Source organism: Rhodococcus sp. NyZ502, assembly GCF_041464245.1.
Lineage (GTDB): Bacteria > Actinomycetota > Actinomycetes > Mycobacteriales > Mycobacteriaceae > Rhodococcus_F > Rhodococcus_F qingshengii.
Map to the genome: position 1 here is coordinate 4370139 of NZ_CP167155.1, position 21229 is coordinate 4391367.

Annotated in this window: 23 protein-coding genes and 1 pseudogene; 7 read left to right on the forward strand and 17 right to left on the reverse strand. The window is 61.2% G+C overall.

What is annotated here, in order from left to right; genetic code table 11:
• Window positions 1-54 precede the first annotated feature (54 nt).
• On the forward strand, window positions 55-453 hold the full coding sequence (locus tag ACBG85_RS19950; protein WP_042448789.1) for a hypothetical protein: 399 nt from the start codon (window positions 55-57) through the stop codon (window positions 451-453).
• Here the strand turns inward: ACBG85_RS19950 and ACBG85_RS19955 are convergent.
• Entirely contained in the window at window positions 444-902 is a 459-nt protein-coding gene (locus ACBG85_RS19955) for a MarR family winged helix-turn-helix transcriptional regulator (protein ID WP_003945257.1), read from the reverse strand. The genes ACBG85_RS19950 and ACBG85_RS19955 overlap by 10 nt on opposite strands.
• An 85-nt stretch (window positions 903-987) precedes the next feature.
• Between ACBG85_RS19955 and ACBG85_RS19960 the strand changes: the two are divergent.
• Both ACBG85_RS19960 and ACBG85_RS19965 read left to right on the forward strand, forming a co-directional pair.
• Window positions 988-2417: pseudogene (locus ACBG85_RS19960) on the forward strand (MFS transporter).
• Between the two features lie 235 nt (window positions 2418-2652).
• A complete protein-coding gene (locus tag ACBG85_RS19965; protein ID WP_372024492.1) occupies window positions 2653-3153 on the forward strand; it encodes a nuclear transport factor 2 family protein in 501 nt (166 codons plus the stop codon).
• On the opposite strand, the gene ACBG85_RS19970 is transcribed toward ACBG85_RS19965, so the two are convergent.
• Window positions 3140-3922, reverse strand: a complete 783-nt coding sequence (locus tag ACBG85_RS19970; protein WP_372024494.1) for a DUF1906 domain-containing protein — start codon at window positions 3920-3922, stop codon at window positions 3140-3142. The two genes, ACBG85_RS19965 and ACBG85_RS19970, sit on opposite strands and share 14 nt — an antisense overlap.
• An 887-nt stretch (window positions 3923-4809) precedes the next feature.
• On the opposite strand from ACBG85_RS19970, the gene ACBG85_RS19975 reads away from it, so the two are divergent.
• On the forward strand, window positions 4810-5040 hold the full coding sequence (locus ACBG85_RS19975; RefSeq protein ID WP_007726301.1) for a PLD nuclease N-terminal domain-containing protein: 231 nt from the start codon (window positions 4810-4812) through the stop codon (window positions 5038-5040).
• On the opposite strand, the gene ACBG85_RS19980 is transcribed toward ACBG85_RS19975, so the two are convergent.
• The 8 genes from ACBG85_RS19980 to ACBG85_RS20015 form a co-directional block, all read right to left on the reverse strand.
• Window positions 5028-5969, reverse strand: a complete 942-nt coding sequence (locus ACBG85_RS19980) for an antibiotic biosynthesis monooxygenase (RefSeq protein ID WP_007726302.1) — start codon at window positions 5967-5969, stop codon at window positions 5028-5030. The two genes, ACBG85_RS19975 and ACBG85_RS19980, sit on opposite strands and share 13 nt — an antisense overlap.
• Before the next feature lies 1 nt (window position 5970).
• The gene (locus ACBG85_RS19985) at window positions 5971-7371 is read right to left on the reverse strand and encodes an amidohydrolase family protein (protein WP_372024497.1); all 1401 of its coding nucleotides are present in this window, start codon (window positions 7369-7371) and stop codon (window positions 5971-5973) included.
• Between the two features lie 69 nt (window positions 7372-7440).
• A complete protein-coding gene (locus ACBG85_RS19990) occupies window positions 7441-8139 on the reverse strand; it encodes a CPBP family intramembrane glutamic endopeptidase (RefSeq protein WP_020908494.1) in 699 nt (232 codons plus the stop codon).
• Window positions 8140-8292: 153 nt separating this feature from the next.
• Window positions 8293-9255 carry an iron-siderophore ABC transporter substrate-binding protein gene (locus tag ACBG85_RS19995; protein WP_372024500.1) on the reverse strand — a complete coding sequence of 321 codons (963 nt, stop codon included), beginning with the start codon at window positions 9253-9255 and terminating at the stop codon, window positions 8293-8295.
• Between the two features lie 110 nt (window positions 9256-9365).
• Window positions 9366-9845 carry a VOC family protein gene (locus ACBG85_RS20000; protein WP_003945229.1) on the reverse strand — a complete coding sequence of 160 codons (480 nt, stop codon included), beginning with the start codon at window positions 9843-9845 and terminating at the stop codon, window positions 9366-9368.
• An 85-nt stretch (window positions 9846-9930) separates the two neighbouring features.
• The gene (locus ACBG85_RS20005) at window positions 9931-10917 is read right to left on the reverse strand and encodes an alpha/beta hydrolase family protein (protein WP_354541571.1); all 987 of its coding nucleotides are present in this window, start codon (window positions 10915-10917) and stop codon (window positions 9931-9933) included.
• A complete protein-coding gene (locus ACBG85_RS20010; RefSeq protein WP_372024501.1) occupies window positions 10914-11918 on the reverse strand; it encodes an alpha/beta hydrolase in 1005 nt (334 codons plus the stop codon). Before ACBG85_RS20010 ends, ACBG85_RS20005 begins: the two co-directional genes overlap by 4 nt.
• A gap of 315 nt (window positions 11919-12233) precedes the next feature.
• Window positions 12234-12359 (reverse strand): hypothetical protein, encoded by a 126-nt coding sequence (locus ACBG85_RS20015; protein WP_019744544.1) that lies wholly within the window; start codon window positions 12357-12359, stop codon window positions 12234-12236.
• Between the two features lie 271 nt (window positions 12360-12630).
• On the opposite strand from ACBG85_RS20015, the gene ACBG85_RS20020 reads away from it, so the two are divergent.
• Together ACBG85_RS20020 and ACBG85_RS20025 are read left to right on the forward strand one after the other, a co-directional pair.
• Window positions 12631-13752, forward strand: coding sequence for a winged helix DNA-binding domain-containing protein (locus tag ACBG85_RS20020; RefSeq protein WP_372024503.1), 1122 nt, complete (start codon window positions 12631-12633; stop codon window positions 13750-13752).
• A 114-nt stretch (window positions 13753-13866) separates the two neighbouring features.
• On the forward strand, window positions 13867-15564 hold the full coding sequence (locus tag ACBG85_RS20025) for a fumarate hydratase (RefSeq protein WP_007726313.1): 1698 nt from the start codon (window positions 13867-13869) through the stop codon (window positions 15562-15564).
• 60 nt (window positions 15565-15624) lie between these two features.
• Here the strand turns inward: ACBG85_RS20025 and ACBG85_RS20030 are convergent, their stop codons facing one another.
• The 7 genes from ACBG85_RS20030 to ACBG85_RS20060 all read right to left on the reverse strand — a co-directional run bounded on the left by ACBG85_RS20030 (window position 15625) and on the right by ACBG85_RS20060 (window position 20279).
• A complete protein-coding gene (locus tag ACBG85_RS20030) occupies window positions 15625-15975 on the reverse strand; it encodes a hypothetical protein (protein ID WP_003945214.1) in 351 nt (116 codons plus the stop codon).
• A gap of 52 nt (window positions 15976-16027) precedes the next feature.
• On the reverse strand, window positions 16028-16591 hold the full coding sequence (locus ACBG85_RS20035) for a mismatch-specific DNA-glycosylase (protein ID WP_003945221.1): 564 nt from the start codon (window positions 16589-16591) through the stop codon (window positions 16028-16030).
• 20 nt (window positions 16592-16611) lie between these two features.
• Window positions 16612-17940, reverse strand: coding sequence for a WS/DGAT domain-containing protein (locus ACBG85_RS20040; RefSeq protein WP_372024505.1), 1329 nt, complete (start codon window positions 17938-17940; stop codon window positions 16612-16614).
• Between the two features lie 32 nt (window positions 17941-17972).
• Window positions 17973-18449, reverse strand: a complete 477-nt coding sequence (locus ACBG85_RS20045) for an SRPBCC family protein (RefSeq protein ID WP_003945238.1) — start codon at window positions 18447-18449, stop codon at window positions 17973-17975.
• A 75-nt stretch (window positions 18450-18524) separates the two neighbouring features.
• Window positions 18525-18890 carry a VOC family protein gene (locus tag ACBG85_RS20050; RefSeq protein WP_372024508.1) on the reverse strand — a complete coding sequence of 122 codons (366 nt, stop codon included), beginning with the start codon at window positions 18888-18890 and terminating at the stop codon, window positions 18525-18527.
• Window positions 18887-19273: a phage holin family protein gene (locus ACBG85_RS20055; RefSeq protein ID WP_003945275.1), complete on the reverse strand. Its 387-nt coding sequence runs from the start codon at window positions 19271-19273 to the stop codon at window positions 18887-18889. Before ACBG85_RS20055 ends, ACBG85_RS20050 begins: the two co-directional genes overlap by 4 nt.
• Window positions 19274-19313: 40 nt before the next feature.
• Window positions 19314-20279: an L-lactate dehydrogenase gene (locus tag ACBG85_RS20060; RefSeq protein ID WP_047270326.1), complete on the reverse strand. Its 966-nt coding sequence runs from the start codon at window positions 20277-20279 to the stop codon at window positions 19314-19316.
• Window positions 20280-20386: 107 nt separating this feature from the next.
• On the opposite strand from ACBG85_RS20060, the gene ACBG85_RS20065 reads away from it, so the two are divergent.
• Complete coding sequence (locus ACBG85_RS20065) at window positions 20387-21229, forward strand: PE-PPE domain-containing protein (RefSeq protein WP_372024512.1); 843 nt, start codon at window positions 20387-20389, stop codon at window positions 21227-21229.

Sequence of the window (21229 nt, forward strand, 5' to 3'; positions counted from 1 at the left end):
CCGAATTTCGGTGGGTCCCTTTTGCATCTCCGATCACCGTGATAGACCCGATAGATGGGACATCTACGAGTGGACATCACGCACGGTCGTCCAGAGAAGAAATCCGGCCCAGACCAGTCGATACGGTCACACAAGTCGACGCGATCGATACTGTCCATCCGATCCGAGGGGTCCATTCTCTCGATCGGATCGGCGTACTCGATCCTGTCGATCGGTAGCGTCGGCTCTTTTCTTTCGATCGGAAGCATCGGGTCTACGGCGTCGGTCCTGAGTTCGGGCTCGTTCGCCAGTCTCGGGTCCGCGCTGTCCGGTCTCTCACGTTGGTCACTGCTCTCCTGGCGTGGAAATCATGCAGCCCCCGAAGAACACCCGAAACTTGTTGTCATTGCGCCGGAATCGGATTCGAGCGATCCGGACCGCTCACTACGATCCGTCTCGCACTCTCAGACCTGATTCGGTCGCGGCCATTCGCGGCCTTCCAGCGCTTCGACCGAGGTATTGAATTGCCGCAGTAGGTCACCGAGCGCGAGACGCTGCTCCGGCGTCCACTCGCGGAGGACCTTTTCGACACCGGCTGTCGAATGTTCGCGATCAGCACGAAGTTTCGACAGCCCCTGCGCCGTCGGCCGGACCTTTCGCGCGAGCCCTCCGTCCGGATCCTCCACTCGCTCCACCAAGCCCTGACGCCTCAGCGCGCCGATCTGCCGGTTGATGGTGGAGATGTCGAGCGAGAAAGCGCAGGAGAGTTCCTTGAGGCTCATGGGATGTTGCAATTCCAGTCGACCGAGCAGTAGATACGCCGACCGGTCCAGATGAAGTTCGGCCCGTTGTGCGAGCGCGTGGTAACGCGAGAGCAGAGTCAACTCGTACTCGATATTCACCAGATCAGGGTCCCGGTCCATCCTCATATTGTGCAGACTACACACGATGTGTAGCGTGCACACTGGGGCGAACGCACCAATCAGAACACGCCATGGCGGGAGCCGCATGTCCGTTCACGCAGGGTCGTCCAATGTCGACGAGAAAATCCCCGACACGAACTACGCATCCTCGGGTCCAGTGCTCACCGTTCTAGGACTGTGCGGAATCGTCGTCGCCTTGATGCAGACGCTGGTAGTCCCCATCATTCCGCAATTGCCGCACCTGTTGAACTCCACTCCCGCCGACACCTCGTGGGCGGTCACCGCAACACTCCTCGCCGCCGCGGTGATCACGCCGATCAGCGGGCGCCTCGGCGACATGTTCGGCAAGAAACGAATGCTGCTGGTCAGTCTCGCGATGGTCGTTCTGGGCTCGGCCATCTGCGCGATCGCACCATCACTGATCGTGCTCGTTGTCGGCCGTGCACTTCAAGGAGCATCGGTCGGGGCAATTCCATTGGGCATAGCCATCATTCGTGACGTTCTTCCACCGAAGAAAGTGGCCGGCGCGATGGCGGTCATGAGCGCCACCCTCGGCGTCGGCGGTGCGATCGGACTGCCGATCGCCGCGGTGATCGCCCAGAATGCCAACTGGCACTTCCTCTTCGTCACATCGGCAGCGTTCGGGCTGATCTGCATCGCACTGGTTGCGTTCGTCATTCCCGAATCGACCGTACGACGCCCGGGACGTTTCGACTTCGTCGGTGCGCTCGGCCTCACCGTTGGTCTGATCACCCTGTTACTCCCCATCACCAAGGGCGGAACCTGGGGATGGGGCGACGCGAAAACCCTGGGGCTCCTTGCGGTTTCCGCGCTCAGCTTCCTGGTGTGGGATGGTGGGAACTTCGACGCAACGCACCGCTGGTGGACCTCCGCGTATCGGCCCGGCCGCAAGTTCTCTTCACCAACTTCGCGTCGATCGCCGTCGGTTTTGCCATGTACGGCAATTCCCTGACGCTCCCCCAACTGCTCATGGCACCGACGTCCACCGGTTACGGACTCGGACTGTCCATGGTTGCAGCGGGGCTCGCACTGGCCCCCGGCGGACTCGTCATGATGGCGCTCTCGCCCGTCTCCGCTCGAATTTCGGCGTGGCGCGGCCCGCGAATCACGTTGATGCTCGGCGCCCTCGTCATCGGATTGGGTTACGCCTTCGCATATTTCACGGTGTCGAGCGTCTGGCAGGTCGCCGTGGCCGGAATGTTCATCGGAGCGGGCGTCGGGCTCTCGTACTCGGCCATGCCGGCCTTGATCATGGGCGCAGTCCCCATCACGGAATCTGCAGCCGCGAACGGACTGAACTCACTGATGCGATCGATCGGCACGTCGACGTCTGCCGCGATCGTGAGCGTCGTCCTGGCCGGAATGACCATCACCGTCGGCACCGCAGTGATCCCCTCGTTCGAGGCGTTTCGTGCCACGTTCCTGATCTCCATCGCCGCCGCCGTCGTGACGATGGTGTTCGCCGGGTTGATTCCCAAACAGAAAGTCTCGTAAGGGAATCAACCCGGCGGAGGACTCACTTCTCCGAAGAGCCTTCGATGCTGCCCGTCTGCAACTTCGACAGAAGTGTGTAGATGAAATTGATGATGATATCCACGTGGTGCCCTCTCACATAACGGGTCCCCGACCCGACAACGACGGTACCGCAGAACTCTTCTCCATCGAATCGCCGACAATCAATTCTGCAACGTGTTCTAATTTGAGGCGACGACTACCCGAGGAGCCTTTCATGACCTGGTCACGCACCGAACTCGAAGACGCCTTCGCGGGTTACCAGAACACCGTTGTCGAGTGCACTCGTTCCGGCGATTGGAACGCCTTCGCGGACATGTTCACCGAGGACGTCGTCTACGTGGAACACGCTTTCGGCACCCTCAATGGCCGAGAGGCCGTACGCAAGTGGGTCACTCGCACGATGACGGAGTTCCCGGGGCACCGCATGACCGAATTCCCGGCCAACTGGTTCGTGATCGACGAGCAGCGCGGATGGATCGTGTGCGAGATCGACAACCCGATGGAGGATCCGGGTGACGGATCCAAGCACGGAGCCGCCAACATCACGATCCTGCACTACGCCGGCAACGGACTGTGGTCTCGCGAAGAAGACGCCTACAACCCGATGAACTTCCTGTCGATGGCAAAAGCATGGTGCCTCGCCGCGGAAGCGGCGGGCACCCTCCCCGATGACGCCAAGGCCTGGCTCGCCAAATTCGGCGCTATGGTGCGATAGATCCTGTCGGCAACGAGGATCCGACCGGCTGGGCCGGACCGACCGCACCGGCCAACGACCACTGCCCGTAGTCCCGAGTGAGGATCGAGTTCAGATCCACGCCGACGCCGTCGACCTTGCGCTTGTCGATCTCGAACTGATGCAGGTTTGCCCGCGGGTGCACATACCCTGCGGACGAGCCCCAGTTGTGCTGCCAGAACCAGGTTCCGACGCCGGCACTGATCATTGCGTCGATCACGCGAGTGTTTCCGTAGACGCCGAGCGCTCCGTTGCCGACAACCGAGGCCCACCCCTCGAGGTACGGCGCGATCAGCGTAGTGATTTCAGTACTGGTCGGGTTGTCGTCGATCGACGCGTAGATCGGGCGACCGGACGGCCCACCAGCCGCCGCATGTAGTTCGAGGCCACGGGCAGCATGACGCTTGCCCGCTTCGCGGGCCCCGCGCCAGTCCGCCGTTCCGCCCTTGCCGAATTGATAGCAAGAAACGACTTGAAGTCCGGCCGCGGTCAACGCGTCGGTTTCCCGCGCCAGTACGGGCTTGCCGACCATCCAATCGGCGCCCGGGCGCCTGTCCGAGACGTATCGAATGGCGCCCGCATACCCGGCGGCCTTGATTGCCTGAGCGGACGGCACACCGGCGGCGTAATCGAGCAGGGTCCCGAGCGAACCGGCATTGGCCACCGACGTCGTACCGCTCAATGCAGCGAGTCCGGCAGCCGCCGATCCAGCCGCTGCGTACTTGAAGAGGTTTCTTCGCGAGACGTGCACAAAGCTCCGATCATCGGCGTGTCCCGCTCGAAGTGGCGGGCAGGCAAGCTATCTTCTTTCGCTCGCATTCCACCACAGTCACATCAACCCCGCCATGCACTTGGCCAACAATGCTCACATTGTCACCAAATTGGACGCTAGACAGATAGTCAGACAGACTCAGTGGCCCCCGAAGACATCGTCTTCGGGGGCCACTGAGTCGGCCTAGCGGCCGGAAGCTATCAGCTGAGCGAGGTGAAGAAGCTCAGAGCGCTGAAGAGATCAGACGCGTTGCTGAAGAAGTCGTTGAGGAAGGTGAAGGCATCCGAGAATTCTGCGCTGCTCATGCGATGTGCTCCTGTCGAAGATACGGTCCAGAGGATTGCCGCCACGTGAGTGGCTGCTGGCGATAAGAGTAGAGGTCTTCCGTTACTTCCGCGACACCAAATGTGTCCGGGACGTTACATTTCGACCCCTTCGGGACACGGACATACACACAGGTGACGCCCACCGGCAGTGATCAAACTGTCACCTACGGACGATTTATTGACGTATTCCGAACATCGTTCCCGATAACAGCTATCTGGCAGCATCAAACCTGTAGGCGGACCGCAAGATTGGCAAGCCTTACTTAACAGAGAGGGCGTTGCTCCCGCTAGAGCGCGTACCAGCAGATTGGCCAAATCCCCCGCGGCAATGTGGCCACGCGAGCTTAGTCCGGGCGCAAACATTCAGCCACAGTTCGAGTTAGCGAGATCTTTACGCCGAAAACGACCATCCCGACTGACCGCGGGACCGTACCTAGCAGTCATCATGGTGACGCTATTCACACCGATTTGCGGAACTCCAGGCTCCGATAGCAGCCCTATCTCGCCACCAATCGAACGTTCGAGGGCACAGTGGAGTTCATGAACCTCACAAAAAAGAAATCCTGGAGTGAGCTGTCACCCGCGCAACGCCGCGTCGTCGCCGTGCTCGCAACGATTCAGTCCCTGTTGGCGATCGCCGCGTGGACAGACCTGGCGCGACGCCCTGCCAATACGGTCAACGGCAGCAAGAAGAAGTGGGCGGCGATCATCTTCGTCAACTTCTTCGGGCCACTCACCTACTTCCGCCGAGGCCGGATTCAGTCGAAGTAGTCCCAGAACTGCAGCCACTTCACCGACGCGAAGAGCGTCAGAGTCACTGCGTACACCGCAATTACCGCCGCGACGCCGCGCCAGTTGGTGCGGGGAACGGCGCCGTCGACCGGGTCCAGCCAATGACGGAACCATCTCGTGACCGTCGGCATCAGGAACCACGTCATGGCGCCGACGCTGACTATCTGGCTCAACCACATCGACAGCCACGGCGGCGCTCCGATCCCGTCGAGCAACGGCCCGAGAAACCTCGACAGCGTCATCACCGTCGGATAGAGGACGAGCAGGATGATCATCGCCGTCTTCCAATTCGGCGTCGCGCGAGTCTGCCCGTTCTCCGTACGCAGAATGGTGCCGAACGGTGTCGACCGCGTGGTCTCGGTGAAGTCCTCGGCCAACTCGGCCCGCAGTTTCGGTAGTGCTGCGGCCCTCTCGGGCGACGCCATCCACACCGCCAACTGCTGCTCTGTCCGAAACCGAAGGACGGACTTCCACTGGGTGGAGTCGGTGACCGACCGCAACAACATCACCGACTCGTAGCCGGAGAATCGCGAACTGAGATCGATGAGGTGTCGTTGCGTTCGCAGAAACTCGTTCTCCTTACCCACGACGACGGCGTGGTCGTACACACCGATACCGGGCGGCGGCAGCACGCCGTCGATCAGAACGAGATCACTCGTCTGCGCCAGAATTCCCGTTGCAGCAGCTGATCTTTCGAGATCGCGGCGATCAGTCGACTCCAGCCAACGATGAAGATCGTCGGCACTGTCGAAAGTGACGGACACGCCGTGCGACACCGGTTCCGGTTGATCACTGATGCCACAGCTCAGGTAGCCGTCGAATCGACCGGCGGTCTCGGCCGCACGCTCGACCCACGCCCGGAATCCCGAACTCGTTCGGTGGTACCCGGTGATGGCAGTTGCGGACACGTCAGCCCGATATCCGGCGCCCTTGCACGTACACGTGCGCAATCGCGGGCTCGCGCATCGCCATCAGGAGCCCGAAGAGCGTCTGGTCGCGGGCGAGTATCGGATCATCCGAACGCGTTCCGTAGTTGACGAGCCCGGCGAGCGGCGGCCACCCGGACGGATCGATCACCAGGAAGTCGGCCTCTTTGCCCTCGTCGAAGTTGCCGATCCGGTTCTCCATGTCCAGCGCGCGAGCACCGGCGAGTGTTCCGGTGAACAGCAGTTCGGCAGGGTGCATCGACACTCCGTCGTCGCCGGCTTCGGAGATGTGAACCTTGAAGGCGTCGCCGAGGACTCGGGTGAGCAGGCACTCGTCGCCGCCACCGAAGTCCGATCCGATCGCGATGTTGACCCCTGACGCAACGGTTCGTTTCCACGGCATGGTGCCGGAGCCGAGAAACTGCTGGGAAGTAGGGCAATGTGCGATCGAGGTTCCGGTCTCGGCCATTCGTGCGAGTTCGGAGTCCTGGCAGTGCACCGAGTGCGCGAGTATCGCGCGTGGACCCAGGAAGCTCTTTCCGCCGACCTGTGACCCGGGGAGGAACTTGCCGTCGTACGTGTCGAGATAGGTCTCGACCTCGTACTCGGCGAGTGTGGTCGCCACCTCGCCGGTTCCGGGCCGATTGTTCTCGTTGAGATGACTGTGGAAGTAGACGCCCCGGTCACGGACGGAGTCGTACAACTCCCCCAAGTCCTTCAGCGTCCGTGTTGTCACCGCGAGAGAGAAGCGGGGAACCACTGCGACGTGAATGAGCGCAGTGTTCACGTCGCCGGTGTCGGCCGCGTGCCACTTGTCGATCTCCTCGCGGGTGAGTCTGATCGCGTCCTCTTCCGAGGTGATCAGCGCGGCGGCGGAGGCCGGGCCGGTGGTCTGAATCCCACGTCCGCTGACCACTCGAAGGCCGCGTTTCAGAGTTTCCGAGAACAGGGCGTCCTGCGCGTGCGGGAAGGCCGATCCGAACACCATCGCGGCCGTGGTTCCCGTGGCGATTCGGCGAGCGCAGAAGGCCTCGGCAGCGTGCTGGGCGAACTCCGGATCAGCGAATCTCGATTCGGAGGGAAAGACGCACAGGTCGAGCCACTCGAGGAGTTGGCCGCCGCCGTAGGCGTCGCCGGCGTAGGTCTGCGGGAAATGAATGTGTGCATCGACGAATCCGGGCAGCAGGAAACCCGGTCGGTGGTCGTGGGTTTCAGCGCCTTCGAGACCGCTCGGGAGTGATTCGAATTCTCCGCAGTAGACGATCGTTCCGGCATCGTCGATAGCCAAGACGCCGTCAGGGATCGAGACGAGCGACTGCGCCGCATCCTCTACCGTCGGACGACCGGAGATGTGGAAGACATGGCCTCGATGAAGGTGCGTCACTTACTGAGCAAAGCACAAAACTACCCGGCGCCGCGCGGCGAATGCTGTCCTTTTTGTCAGATATTGGGATCAAGCAAGAGTTGCATGCCAAACAAGAGCCGCAGCCAGCGCACCGGCACCGTTCAACGACCAATGCAGAGCAATCGGCGCAATGAGGCTGCCGCTGCGATGACGAAGCCAGGTGAAGACGAGACCGGCCGCAGCGGTGGCGAGAACAGCTCCGAGGATGCCGGCGACCTGGCCGACGACTCCGGTACCGAGAAAGCCGGACAGCCCTTCGTTACCGCTGGTCAAACCCATCGACGACGCGATGTGCCACAGTCCGAACATCAGAGAACCGGCAGCGGCGACGCCGCGGAATCCACTGACCCGGTTCAACGTGCCGTGCAGGACGCCACGGAAAGCCAACTCTTCGGGAATGACGGTCTGCAGCGGGATCACGATCATCGACGCGATGATCGCGCCGGAAATAGTGGCGTAGCGATCCGCCATGAAGAAAGGACGTGTGAGCGGAAGCAGAGCGCCGACGGCGACAACGGTCAGCACCAGGCCGACGGCAGCAAGCGCGTACTTCGAACCTCGCCGCAGGTCACGAGGGGACAGCCCCAATTCCGCCCACCCCATTCCCCGGCGCTTGGTGAGCGCCAACAGGACGAGAGCAGAGATGGGTACCGTCGCGATGCTTGCCCAGGCGGTGGTGAAATGCGCGATCAGATTGGTTCCCACCAGCACCACGATCACAACAGCGATATCCACGTATGCATGCATCCGCGGAAAACGAGGAGCGGTCGCTTCGATCTCCACTGGGCCGCCGCTCGTTAGCTGAAAGTTCACTTTTTCCAGTGTACTGACGCACGAGAACTGCCCGCCACTGTTTGCGAACACGCTCACAGTGACGGGCAGGTCCCGAAACAGCTCTGATCAGGCGACGAGCGTGCTCGCAAACTTCGGAACGGCGTTGTCGATTGCGTAGGTCAACCCCGGTACCGAGCCACTCGAGAACGCATTGACGAGTGCCGGGTCATCGAGGATCAACAGATGTCCCTCCTGAGCCGACGGGATTGCGCGCAGTAGCGGATCGTTCGCAAACGCACTGCTGTCGAGGAAGATCGGAAACAGCACCGTGAGATCCGCGTCGAACAGGTTCAGGTTCTCGTTGGCGACCGGGATGTAGAAGTTTCCGGTGGCTTTTTCGGTGATCGCCGTCGGGATCGTGAAGCCGAGGCGGGTCGTGAAGTCTGCGCGTGCGTCGCCGGGTACGTACACGCCATAACCATCGGAACTGTAGGCGCCGACGGCCGCTGTCTTACCCGCAAAGCTCGGATTGGCGGCAATTGCAGCGTCGAACTTGGCGTTGAGGCCGGACAGTAGCGCCTTTCCTTCTGCTTCCTTGCCGAGAGCCTTCGCGACGAGTTCGGTCTGCTGCTCGACCGTCGTCCCGTAGGCCGTGGCGAGACCTGGAGGCGGCCCGACCGTCGGCGCGATGGTACTGAGCTTGTCGTAGGTGGCCTGCGTGTTGTCGCTTCGCGTCCACAGAATGAGGTCCGGTTCGAGCGCGATGACGTCTTCGACGCTCAAGTCCATCGTTCCGAGGATCTTCGGGCCCGTGGTGAACTCGTCCGCAATCCAGGGTCCGACGCCCTTGCCACCGAACGCCATCCAGTCCGCGACACCGATCGGCTGTGTTCCGAGGGCAAGTGCCGTCTCGGCGTCCGACCAACCGAGCGCGACGACGCGCTGCGGGTTGGCCGGGACCTCGACGTCGCCGAACATGGTCGAGACGGTTGCTCCCGCCTCCGCGGGTGCGTCAGCGCTGTCGCTGCTGCAGCCGGCAAGTCCGGCGACGGCGAGCGAGGCGGCCAAGGCGGTGACTGCAATCTTCATTCGAGAGACTTTGATTCGCATGGTTACCAGCACTCCTCCAACGCTCCAGCGAGAATTAGGGAAGGCTAGCATCAGCTAACGAAGGCTGTCGCCCATCGGCCAGATCGTGTTCAGGACGCGTCTGCGGCCCGTTCGAGCTCCGCGATATCGATCTTCTTCATCTTCATCATCGCGTCCGTGGCGCGTTGCGCCTTGGCCCGATCCGGATCCTTCATCAGTTCGAGAAGGCGATTCGGGACTACCTGCCAGGACAATCCAAACTTGTCCTTGGCCCATCCGCACGGGCCCTCTTCCCCACCCTCGGTCAGCCTGGACCAGTAATGATCGACCTCAGCCTGATCGACGCACGGAATCTCGAAAGACACTGCTTCCGAGAACGTGAACATCGGTCCGCCGTTCAATCCGGTGAATCGCTGACCGTCGAGCTCGAAGCTGACGGTCATCACCGATCCCGCCGGCATTCCGGAAGGCGATCCCTCGACGTATCTTTCGATTCCCAGGATCTGCCCGGAACCGAACACCGAGATGTAGAAGTTGGCTGCTTCTTCTGCTTGGTTGTCGAACCACAAACAGGGAGTGATGGAAGGCATGTTCTGTCCTTGTCGGAGAGGTTACGAAACAGGTGTACAGGGTTATAGACCCGGCCCGAAGCGGAAACTCATCGCAAGGAACTGCTCAAGCGGACAACGCAGAGTCGAGCATCGGCCAGGAGCGAACGAGTTCGTCGCGCCAGTACGGCCAACCGTGCGTCCCCACCGGTTGAGCGCTGCGGGTGACATCGACTCCGCGATCGCGCAACACCTGCGTGATCTGGTCGGTGCACAGGTTCGATCCCAGTTCCATGACCCCGCCGACGACCAGTACGCGCCCCAGGGCAGGAGTATCGAGGGTTTCGTGCGGGCCTGGTAGTCCCGACCCCGAGGCGAGATACACCTTGGTTCCGCGGAGCTTGTCGGCATTGGCGAAGATGTCGTGCTCTTGCCAAGCCTCACTGCCGGCCGGACCCCACATCTGCTCCGAACGGGCATTTCCGTTGATCACAACAAGATCGGTCAACGCCTTGCCGAATCCCCCGACAGTTGTGTAGCAGCCGCTGTAGCCGGCGACCGCGTCGTACAACCCGGCTGAGCGCTGGGCCAGGATCAGCGCGGCTTCTGCGCCCATCGAAATCCCGCCGATTGCGTTGTGCCCGTTGGTCGCGAACCTCTCGTCGATCAGCGAGGGAAGCTCTTTTGTCAGGAACGTCTCCCACTTCAGACGACCGAATTTCGGGTGATCTTCCTGCCAATCGGTGTACATGGTGCCGGTCCCACCGATGGGGAGTACGACGTTCACATTCTTGTCGGCAAAGAACGGGACGATATCGCCGTTAGCCGGAGCCAGCCAGTTGTTCTCTTCGATCTGCCCGGAATTGCCGTCCAGGAGATACAGCGTCCCGCGCGGTTCCGAGCGGTCGGCAGGAAGCAGCACTTTCACCTGCATGGTGCGCCCCATGGCGGGACTCGCGACGTCGAGAAGAACCAAGCGCGAAGACAGTTCGGTGACACTCGTTATCTTCGGGGTCTCGTCGGCGAGCGCGGTCGAGGGCAACGCAAGAAGTGAAATCAAGGCGAGCGCGCCGACGAGAACGACGCTTCGAAGGCTTGCTCGATGGGGCCTCACACGCCGAGCGACGCGGCGATCATCGGCCACGAGTCGTGTAAGTCGTCTTCCCAGTATCCCCATGAATGCGTTCCTGCCGGCTTGAAGTTGTAGCGAATGTTGTTCATACCCAAAGCGTTCGTCCTGTCCGCAAGCTGGGTGGTGCAGTAGTGAGTTGCCGCCTCGATTCCGCCACCGAGAACAAGCTGCAACGCCAAATCTGTGACGCCGTTGCCGATCCGCGGATCGGCAAGTGTGTCGTACGGACCCGGAATTCCGGTTGCGGTTGTGATGTACATCGGGATTCGAGGTAGCTTGTCCGCGTTGACAACCGGATCGTGAGCCGGCCAACCCGGACCATCGTACGGACCCCACATGTTTTCCGCGTCACCCCCACCGACGGCGACCACGAGTTTCACGAAGTCCTGCCCGATGCCCGGACTCGTCATCGCGCACCCGCTGAAGGACCCGACACTCTTGTACAGCGCGGGCGCCGCCATAGCCAGATCCAGTACCGACGTGCCTGCCATCGACAGGCCTGCCAGTGCGTTCTCGCCGGTCGTCGCGAACATCGAATCAACGACTGGCGGTAGTTCTTCCGTCAGGAACGTGGTCCACATGTTGACCCCGTTGTTGTTGCCGGATTTCGCGAGGCCGGGGTCCGGCCGCTCCCAATCGGTGTAATAGCTGAATGCTCCACCGAGAGGGGTGACCACGTTGACGTGCTTGTCCGCGAAGAACTTCGGTGCGTCGGTCCGCACCGACCACGTCGCGTCGTCTTTTCCTCCGTCTACTCCGTTGAGTAGGTAGAGCGTCGGCGCGGGCGTCGAGGTATCAACCGGCCGCAAGACCTGCAACGGTATGTCGCGCCCCATCGACGGTGAGTACACCGAGATGTCGACCAGCCTGCTGTTCACTGATTGAGCGTGACCCGGTGCGCCGAGAAGGTCGAACCCGCATACCGCCGTGGTCAGCGCGACGAAGACGCGGAAAACCGTTCGTAACGCACGAGTCTCGATCATCCGGGTCACTCTCTTCCGCAGCGGAACCTTTCGAACGGTACCGCCTGAAACAGGCAAACCCGACGTGATCGTAAAAACTCGATCCGGTCGACACGGAAAGGCTCACGCACCGAGTGCGTGAGCCTTTCTCGTCAGACGACGCTTACTTGGGCGTAACCGTGCCGCCGCTGAGCGTGGTCAGTGCGTCGACGAGACGCTGACCGAGGTTGTTGACGCTTCCGATGGCTTCACCGAGAGATCCCATGAGTTTCCTCCTGCAGTTTGTCGAAATTGAAGTAACTACACCCGGAGCGGGCGTGGCAATGTCGCGCTGAATTAGGGGGTGGGGTCCTTGGAGATGGTCTCTACCGATCCCATGAAGGTCTTGAGCAGACCGTCAGCGCTGAACAGTGATCCCAGGCCCTGAACAACAGCGCCGAGAATTCCTTCCATTGAACCCATGTGAATCTCCTTGAGAGGTCAGAGGTCAGCTGCCAAAAGCACCCGACAGTGCTGTGACAGCTGCGTCACATCTGTAATGTATCCGTGACGTGGGTAACAGTAATCATACGAACGACCAGTTGGCAAAGGATTCCGACAATGGGGTCATTATTTCGACTAATAAGGTCTGCTACTGAAAAAATTCCGGCCAATCGGTCGAATTTGACCAATTCTGTCGCCGCATTGATCAACCGCCCCAAATCCTGCGGTTACCCACCAGTAAACTGAAATCATGTCTAGCGCAACCTCACTCACGCAGGTAGCTAATTTCCGGTGGCACCGCCATCAACTCGACCGAGCGGTTGTCGGTGACGCCGATCACAGCGATTGCAGCATTCTCGATCTCGGGATTCAGAACACCGGACCTGACGGAGCCGCCTGGGCCCTGCGGATCCGCGGCGTCCGCGTCGACGCCACTGAGCTCGCTCTTGCCTGGACGTTGCGCGGAGCCCCCCACTATTACCGTCGGGGTGACCTGCCTGCCATCGCCGTCGCCACGTCGCCGTTCAGCGAAGCCGATGCAGCCAAGCGCATTTACGACGCGAATCGGCCCCTGAAGGCCGCCTGCATCCCGACGCTGACTGCCCTGCAAACAGTTGCTACTGCGATGCGGGACATCGTCTCGAAACCAACCGTCAAGGGCGAGATGTCCGCGCAATTGACCACGCGGGTCACCGAGCCCTATCTGAGATTCTGCCGCCCGTGCAACGCCACTCATCTGTACGAGATGCCGTTCCGGCTCGCGGCACTGCAGGCAGGCCTCGAGCTACAGCCGGACACATCTCCCCCAGTGCTCGAACGCATTCCGGGTTGGCGCCGACGCCCATTCAGCGCCACGGGCGCAGACGCAGATTCCCGCTTCGACGTGATCCGGGGTTATCTGCGGTTCTACGGCCCCGCGACTCCTGCTCACGTCGCGTCGTTTCTCGATGCTCCGGTCAGGGACGTCAAAGCCCACTGGCCAGTCGATGCCGAGGAGATCGAGGTGAACGGCGAGAAGCGGTGGATTCTCGAACAAGACCGCGAAGACTTGTTCGGCTCCCCCAGCGATTCGAGTACGCGCTTGCTCGGGCCTTTCGATCCGTATGTACAGCTCAAGGATCGGGAGACCCTGGTTCCCGATCCGACCGCCCAGAAGACGGTGTGGCCGACCCTCGGGCGACCGGGCACGGTGGTGGTCGGTGGCACGATCACCGGATTGTGGCGACCACGAGCATCCGGAAAGAAGCTGAAGGTCGCGATCACCCCGTGGGGAACGTGGTCACGATCGGCCCGCGCAGCAGTGGCCGAGCAGGCCGAAATACTTGCCGAATTTCGCGGCGTCGAGCTCTCCGAACTGGTCGAAGTATCTTGATCGAGCCAGTGGCATCCGGATAATTCCAGCTCACACCCGCCCCGATTCGGAGAAGGAAACCCCCAACGATAACCTGAATGCGACCTTCGCACGCACCCTTGTTCAGGAGAGATGATGGCCGACTTCCTCTATGAGGACCTGTTGCCGATCGGTGATGACACCACCGAGTACCGATTGCTCACCACCGAAGGGGTGTCGACAGTCGAGGGACCGGACGGCCGCACCTTCCTGCAGGTCGAGCCGGAAGCGATGCGCTTGCTGACCGAAACGGCGCTGCACGACATCTCTCATTACCTGCGCACGGATCACCTGACGCAGCTCGCGAGCATCCTCGACGATCCCGAAGCGTCGAACAACGACAAGTTCGTCGCGCTCGACCTGCTCAAGAACGCCAATATCGCCGCTGCCGGCGTTCTGCCGATGTGCCAGGACACCGGAACCGCCATCGTCATGGGCAAGCGTGGACAGCACGTACTCACCCCCGGCGACGACGAGAAGTCCATTGCCCGCGGTGTCTACGACGCCTACACGCGTCTGAACCTGCGCTACTCGCAGAACGCCCCCATCACGATGTGGGACGAGAAGAACACCGGCAACAACTTGCCCGCGCAGATCGAGCTGTACGCCGATACTGCTGCCGGACATGAGAACTCGTACAAGTTCCTCTTCATGGCCAAGGGCGGCGGAAGCGCCAACAAGTCCTACCTGTACCAGGAAACCAAAGCGATCCTCAATCCCGACTCGATGATGCAGTTCCTCGAGGCGAAGATCCGCTCACTCGGCACCGCAGCCTGCCCGCCCTACCACCTTGCAATCGTCGTCGGCGGTACTTCGGCCGAGTTCGCGATGAAGACGGCGAAGTACGCGTCGGCGCACTATCTCGACGAATTGCCCACCGAAGGCGCCATCACGGGTCGCGGCTTCCGCGATCACGAGCTCGAGAAGAAGGTTTTCGAGCTGACGCAGAAGATCGGTATCGGAGCACAGTTCGGCGGCAAGTACTTCTGCCACGACGTCCGCGTCGTCCGACTCCCCCGCCACGGCGCTTCGTTGCCCGTCGCCATTGCGGTGTCCTGCTCGGCAGATCGACAGGCGAAGGCCAAGATCACCCCGGAGGGCGTGTTCCTGGAACAGCTCGAATTCAACCCGGGCCGTTTCCTGCCCGAGGTCACGGACGCTCAGCTCGACGAAGAGACGGATGGCATTTCGGGTACCGGCAAGGGCGCTGCGGTCAAGATCGATCTGACCAAGCCGATGTCGGAGATCCTCGCCGAGCTCTCCAAGCACCCGGTGAAGACTCGTCTCTCCTTGACCGGTCCGCTCGTCGTGGCACGCGACATCGCGCACGCCAAGATCAAGGAACGCCTCGACGCAGGCGAAGAGATGCCGCAGTACCTCAAGGATCACCCGGTGTACTACGCCGGCCCCGCCAAGACGCCCGACGGCATGGCGTCCGGTTCGTTCGGCCCGACCACGGCCGGCCGTATGGACTCGTACGTCGAGCAGTTCCAGGCCGCCGGTGGCTCGATGATCATGCTCGCCAAGGGAAACCGCTCCAAGCAGGTCACCGACGCCTGCAACTCGCACGGCGGTTTCTACCTCGGGTCGATCGGTGGACCGGCCGCTCGCCTGGCGCTCGACTGCATCAAGAAGGTCGACATCCTCGAGTACGCCGAACTGGGAATGGAAGCCGTCTGGAAGATCGACGTCGAGGACTTCCCCGCCTTCATCGTCGTCGACGACAAGGGCAACGACTTCTTTGCGCACACCGGTGAAGTGACCCTGACGATCGGCAAGCGTCCGGGTCTGTAGACACGTCAACAGCAAAGAGCCCCGGCGAGTTTCGATCGCCGGGGCTCTTTTGTGTCTTTGTCAGGTCCAGAGCGCGGCCACGAATACGGTCACGATCGACAAACCGCCGACGACGTGCACCAGATTCGGATTGGGCTGGCCCTTCTTCTGCTTCGCCCGGGTGATCTCGGCAAGCGCCACGATGACCAGCGAAAGCACCAGCTTCACAGCGATCTTCGCGTGAATGTAGTTCTTGTCCAGGGCGCCTTCGCCCAACCCGACGATGATCAGGCCGGACACGAACTGCATCCTGGCACCCCACACCATGACCTCGGTGATCGAAGGAGCCTTGAGGACGGTGAAGTAGCTACCGACCAGGGCAGCCATGCCGAGTAGGTGAATCACTACAAAGACGTTGTATAGAACAGACATACAAGCACTTTAACTTGTACCTTGTTCTGGCCGAACGGAACTGCGACTTCTCTCAGAGAATTCCGGCTTCGGATGCGGCGGAACGATATTTCGCTGCCAAGGTGTCCACCGTCTCGTGTGCGTTGAGACCACTGGGATTGGGCACGATCCACAGTTTTGCCCCCTCGAAATCACGGTCCTGACGCCCGGCCTTCGCCTTCTTGTCACCGAAAGCTGTTCGATAGGCGGTGATCCCGGCGAAGGCAACGACTACTGGATTGGTTGCGCGCACGATGTTTCGGACCCGAACTCCGCCAGTTGCGAGTTCCTCCGACGTCAATTCATCGGCGCGCGCAGTTGCCCGCACCGCCAAATTGGTGATGCCCACTCCCCGATCGATCAGATGCTGTGTGTCAGCGTCCGACATACCCGCGGAAGGATCGATCGCATGCTCGATTATGCCTGCCCGCAGCAGTGCCGGATAGAACCGATTACCCGGTCTGGCGAAATGCGCGCCGGTCGCCGCCGTCCACAGTCCCGGATTGATACCGACGAACAACAGCCGGCAATCCGGCCCGATCAGATCCTCGATCTCGGCGTCTCGGAACGATTCCAGTTCGGCGCGCGTGAATCCCATGCAGCCAGTACATCAAGCCGTCACGACAGCGCTTCGCGCACCTCGTCGATCGCGTCGTGCATCATCTGCTCGTACACATCGATGTCCGGAATCGAGGCCGGACTGCTGGTGATGCTGATCGTCACAGTGTCCCCGACCCCGTGTACGCCGTGGGTCAACGACATGACCGGCGACAAACTCGGGAAGCCCGCTGTGAACCGAACGACGCCGCCTCCGAGCACCAGATCCGCGTCACCGCGCGCGACACTCGACACCACGGTGTTTCCAGTGACCTCGTCGGGTACTGCCGTGAAATCGTATTGCTGCACGCCCCAACGGACCAGCGGGCCGGGAACAGCGTTCAGCGCGAGATCCGACGCTGCGCTGGATGGATGGGACGCACGTGCGCGACGCTCGTCCATCGACTCCCTGATCAATTGGGCTCGCTCACGAAGATCATCGACTTCCGGGAACAGCCCGACACCTGCATTGCGGAAGTGATTGCGCGCCGTGGGTGTACCTGCCTTGGCGATGGTCACCTCAGCTCCCAATTCGGGCGGTACCGAGCCGTCTCGCTCGGTGAGGTAGTTCGCCATCGCTACCGAGATGGCTGTCATCGCTCCGACTGTGACGGATACGCCGTCGCCACGGAAATCTGCGCTGTCCCGCACGACCATGCGCACCAGTCGGTGCGGTCCGGGAGGGATGTTCGAGCGCACCTTGGGACGGCTCGCCGCCTGCGGCGCAACAACTCCCGATTCGGTGTCCGCCTGCAGCTGTAACTGCGCGCGGTGCCCCGCCCGGCCGTCGCGGAACAGCGAAACAAGTTGGCCCGGAAGGCGCAGGGCGGCGCGGCCCAGAATCTCGGCTGATCCGCTACGCCGCACGTCCGTCTTCTGCTTCGCGGGCGGTTGCGGCGAGAACAGCTGGCGAGCAATCGCCGACGCGCGTTTGCCGTCCGCCAGAGAATGAGCGACCTGCAGAACTGCGATCAGCGCCGGGCCACTGCAGCGCGGCACGCCGGTGACGCCGTGAAACAGGTGCAGCGTCCACGGGGACTCGCGCGGGTCGACGTGGTTCTCGAGTAGTTTCTCCATTCCGTGAATGCACGAGAGCCACGAGTTTTCGGGCAGCTCATGCACTCTCACCAAGGAGGCGTCGACCGGCATGGGCTCCCACACCGGATAGTCGAGGTGCCACGGTGATTCACGAATCCGAACATTGAGATCCGGAATGAGCGACGCTCTTTCGACCACCGAGCGTCGTAGCTCGTCCATGTGCTGGCTCTGCCCGTCGAAACAGTAGAGCAGCAGCTGATCGTTCGGGATCTTCTCCGAAATCCAGAAGGTTTGGGCATCGGTGGGCGTCATCCGTAACACCGGGAGACGGTACCACCGGCTTGTCAGCTCTTTTCTGCAGCAGCTTTCAGCTGGGACAGGCCCTTCTCGAAATCCTTTCCGACAAGCTTGTCCATGCTGAAGATGAAACCGAAGATCTTGAAGAACAGATTCTTCTTTCCGGTCATCTTCCACGTCACCTGAACTTCACCGGAATTCGGCGAGATGAGAAACGTGGTGACGTTCTGCGCCTTGAACGGCTTGAGGAAGGCCAGGTCCAAAACTACTCGTTCATTCGGGACGGATTCGGTGATCACCATCGAACCGGAGCCCGCCTTCTTGTTTCCCGCCCAGGCGTACGAAGCCCCGACGCCCGCGTCAGGACCCGCGTACGTACGCTGCATCGCCGGGTCGAGACCTTCCCACGGCGACCACTGAGTCCACTGATGGAAATCGTTGATCAACGCGAAGACGACCGGTGCTTCTGCCTTGACGATCGTCGTACGTTCTACCAGGAATTCGTCGGAATTCTGCGAAGCCATCGTCGATCTCCAATTCTCGGGCGTGACAAGTGTTCGGAATTATCCACGGTCGACGAGATCGGAGCGAGTCGACACTCAGTCCCGCAGGCACAGGCAGAAATAGTGACCGACCGGGTCGCGGTACACGCGGAAAGTCTGATGTTCCGGAATGTCGGTCACCCGCTGCGCACCCAGGCTGATCACCCAAGCCTCGGCGGGTTCAAGAGAATCCACGAACAGATCCAGATGGATCCCGACACCGGAGGTCGGCCAGTCCACCGGAACAAAATCCGGAGCGAGCTGAAATGCGAGCCGCCCCCCGCCGGGCCCTTCGATCACGTGCCAATCATCCTCGTCGCGAACACTTTTCCACTCGAGGACCTGGACGTAGAAGCTGGCCAATGCGGCCGGATCCGGGCAGTCCAGGACTGTGTAGTCCATACCGATGTTCGGGCGCGTCACTGTGCCTTCTTCTCCTGAACTTTCTTACGCACGAACAACAACGGAAGAACCAGCGTCGCAACGGCGGTTACCAGCCACACGACGACGGTTCCCAGAATCCACGTCGAGACACCGGAGATCGACAGATTGGAGAAGAGCGACGCCACCAACAGCGCGACAAATGTCGACACCAATCCGATTCCGCCGAGAAATGCCGGTGCATGGCGCTTTGCCACCGTGGCGATGAACGGCGCCAGGACCGACTGCGCAATCGCAAAGATCACGACCGCAACGATGAATCCGGATGTGGGCGCCGAGAAGCCCGAAAGAATCAACGACGCAACTAGAAGCCCGACAGCGGCAGAACCCAGGAAGATCGCGGCGCGAATCAGGAAGCTGATCATTTGTTGATCCTATATGTCGGATATCAAGGAGAACAGATATTCACAATCCCAGAGATTCCTGCACCTCTCGCAATGTCCGGGCAGAAGATCGGAGCCCCGAAGCCTCCATTTTCGATAGCGGCACTTCGAGGACTCGGCCGGCACCAGCACGACCAACCATCGTGGGAAGGGACAGGCAAACGTGCTCGAGTCCGTGGACGCCGCTCTGCAAAGTCGACACCGGCAGAACCCGTTGTTCGTCCCGCAACACGACTTCCGCGATGAATGCGCTCGACAATCCGATGGCGAGGTTGGTCGCACCCTTACCCTCGATGATCTCGTAAGCACTCTCGACTACAGACTTCGCTACTTTCGCGCGTAGGTCGGGGCCGAGGACGCCACCCGACGGTCCCACGAACGAGGTTGCCGGCACTCCGCCGATGGTTGCGCTCGACCAGAGCGGAATCTCGGAATCCCCATGCTCGCCCACGATGAAGGCATGAACGTTCTCCACCGCGACTCCGAGTTCGGTAGCCAGCAGGAATCGCAATCGGGCCGTGTCCAGCACGGTCCCAGATCCGAAAATTCGGCCGCGGTACGACGGTCCCGCAGCCTGGATCGCTGCGTAGGTCGCCACGTCGACCGGGTTGGTGACGAAGAGAAGGACCGCGTCCGGTGACACCGCCAACAGTTGTTCGGTCAGTGTCTGCGCGATCTTGACGTTCACCGCGGCAAGTTCGAGCCGCGACTGACCGGGATGCTGTTTGGCGCCCGCGGTGACGACGACCAAGTCGGATCCCGCGGTGACCGAGATGTCATCGCCTCCGTCGACAGTGCACGGCGGTGTGAACTGGGTGCCGTGGTTGAGATCGAGAACTTCGGCCCGGACCTTTGCGCTGTTGGTGTCGTAGAGGGCGAGCGCGTCGGCCGATCCGCGTATCAGGCACGCATACGCAATTGCGGTGCCGACACTTCCCGCACCGACAACGGACACTTTTCGTCTGGATGAACGATTCGGCGTCGTCATGGGTAAATGGTGCTCGCTCGATAACGATTTCGCAGTACAACGGATTGCCAGTCTCTTCTCAGGGTTTGGATGCAGACCTCTCAGAATCGACGTGGATGATCGCTGACATGGCTGAGGTAACCGTTCTTGCAGTTGGCGGCACCGGCGAATCCCACGTCGGCGACCACGGCGCCCGTGTGCGCGGACTCCTCAGTGCCGTCACCGACGAACTCGACAGTCGATTCGATTCTCGCTGGGTCGCTTATCCCGCATCGTACGGTCCGGTCGCCGACGGTGGCCTGAGCTTTCGGCACAGCACCGCGATGGGTGTGAAAGCCCTCACCGCCGAAATCGCACAGACAGACGGCCCGGTCATGCTGATCGGATACTCACAGGGATGCACCGTGATCCGCTCGGCTCTTCCGACGCTGAACCGCGCCAACATCATCGGAGTCGGACTGATCTCCGATCCTCAACAACCGGCAGGCGTGATCGAAGGTTGCGAGGGACACGGAGTTGCCGGCGACGGACCCGAGATCCAGCCGTGGATTCCGGTCAAGTGGATCGGGCACCCGCAGGACATGATCTGTAATGCCAGCGACGACAGCTACATTCGCGACATCGCAGACTTGACGCGCTGGATGTCCTTCTCGCAGGCACGCGTGTGGGCAGGAAAGGTTTGGGAACTACTTCGTAGCAATGCTTTCCAGAATGCGCAGAAGACTCGTTTCAGTCCCAAACAGTGGCGTACCGATCTACGACGTATTCGCACCGCGTTCCTCGAAGTACTTGGTTACCTGCCGACGAAGTTGAACCTGAACCAATTTCAGCTCAAGAACCCTCGCGGCGGTAGACACATCAGCTACGCGATCGAACCTCTCGACGAGAGCGGACTGACCGGGTGTGAGCTTCTGGCGTCGTGGATGAAGGTCCACGCGAGCGGCGTCGGGCAGCGCATTCACGCGGCCTGA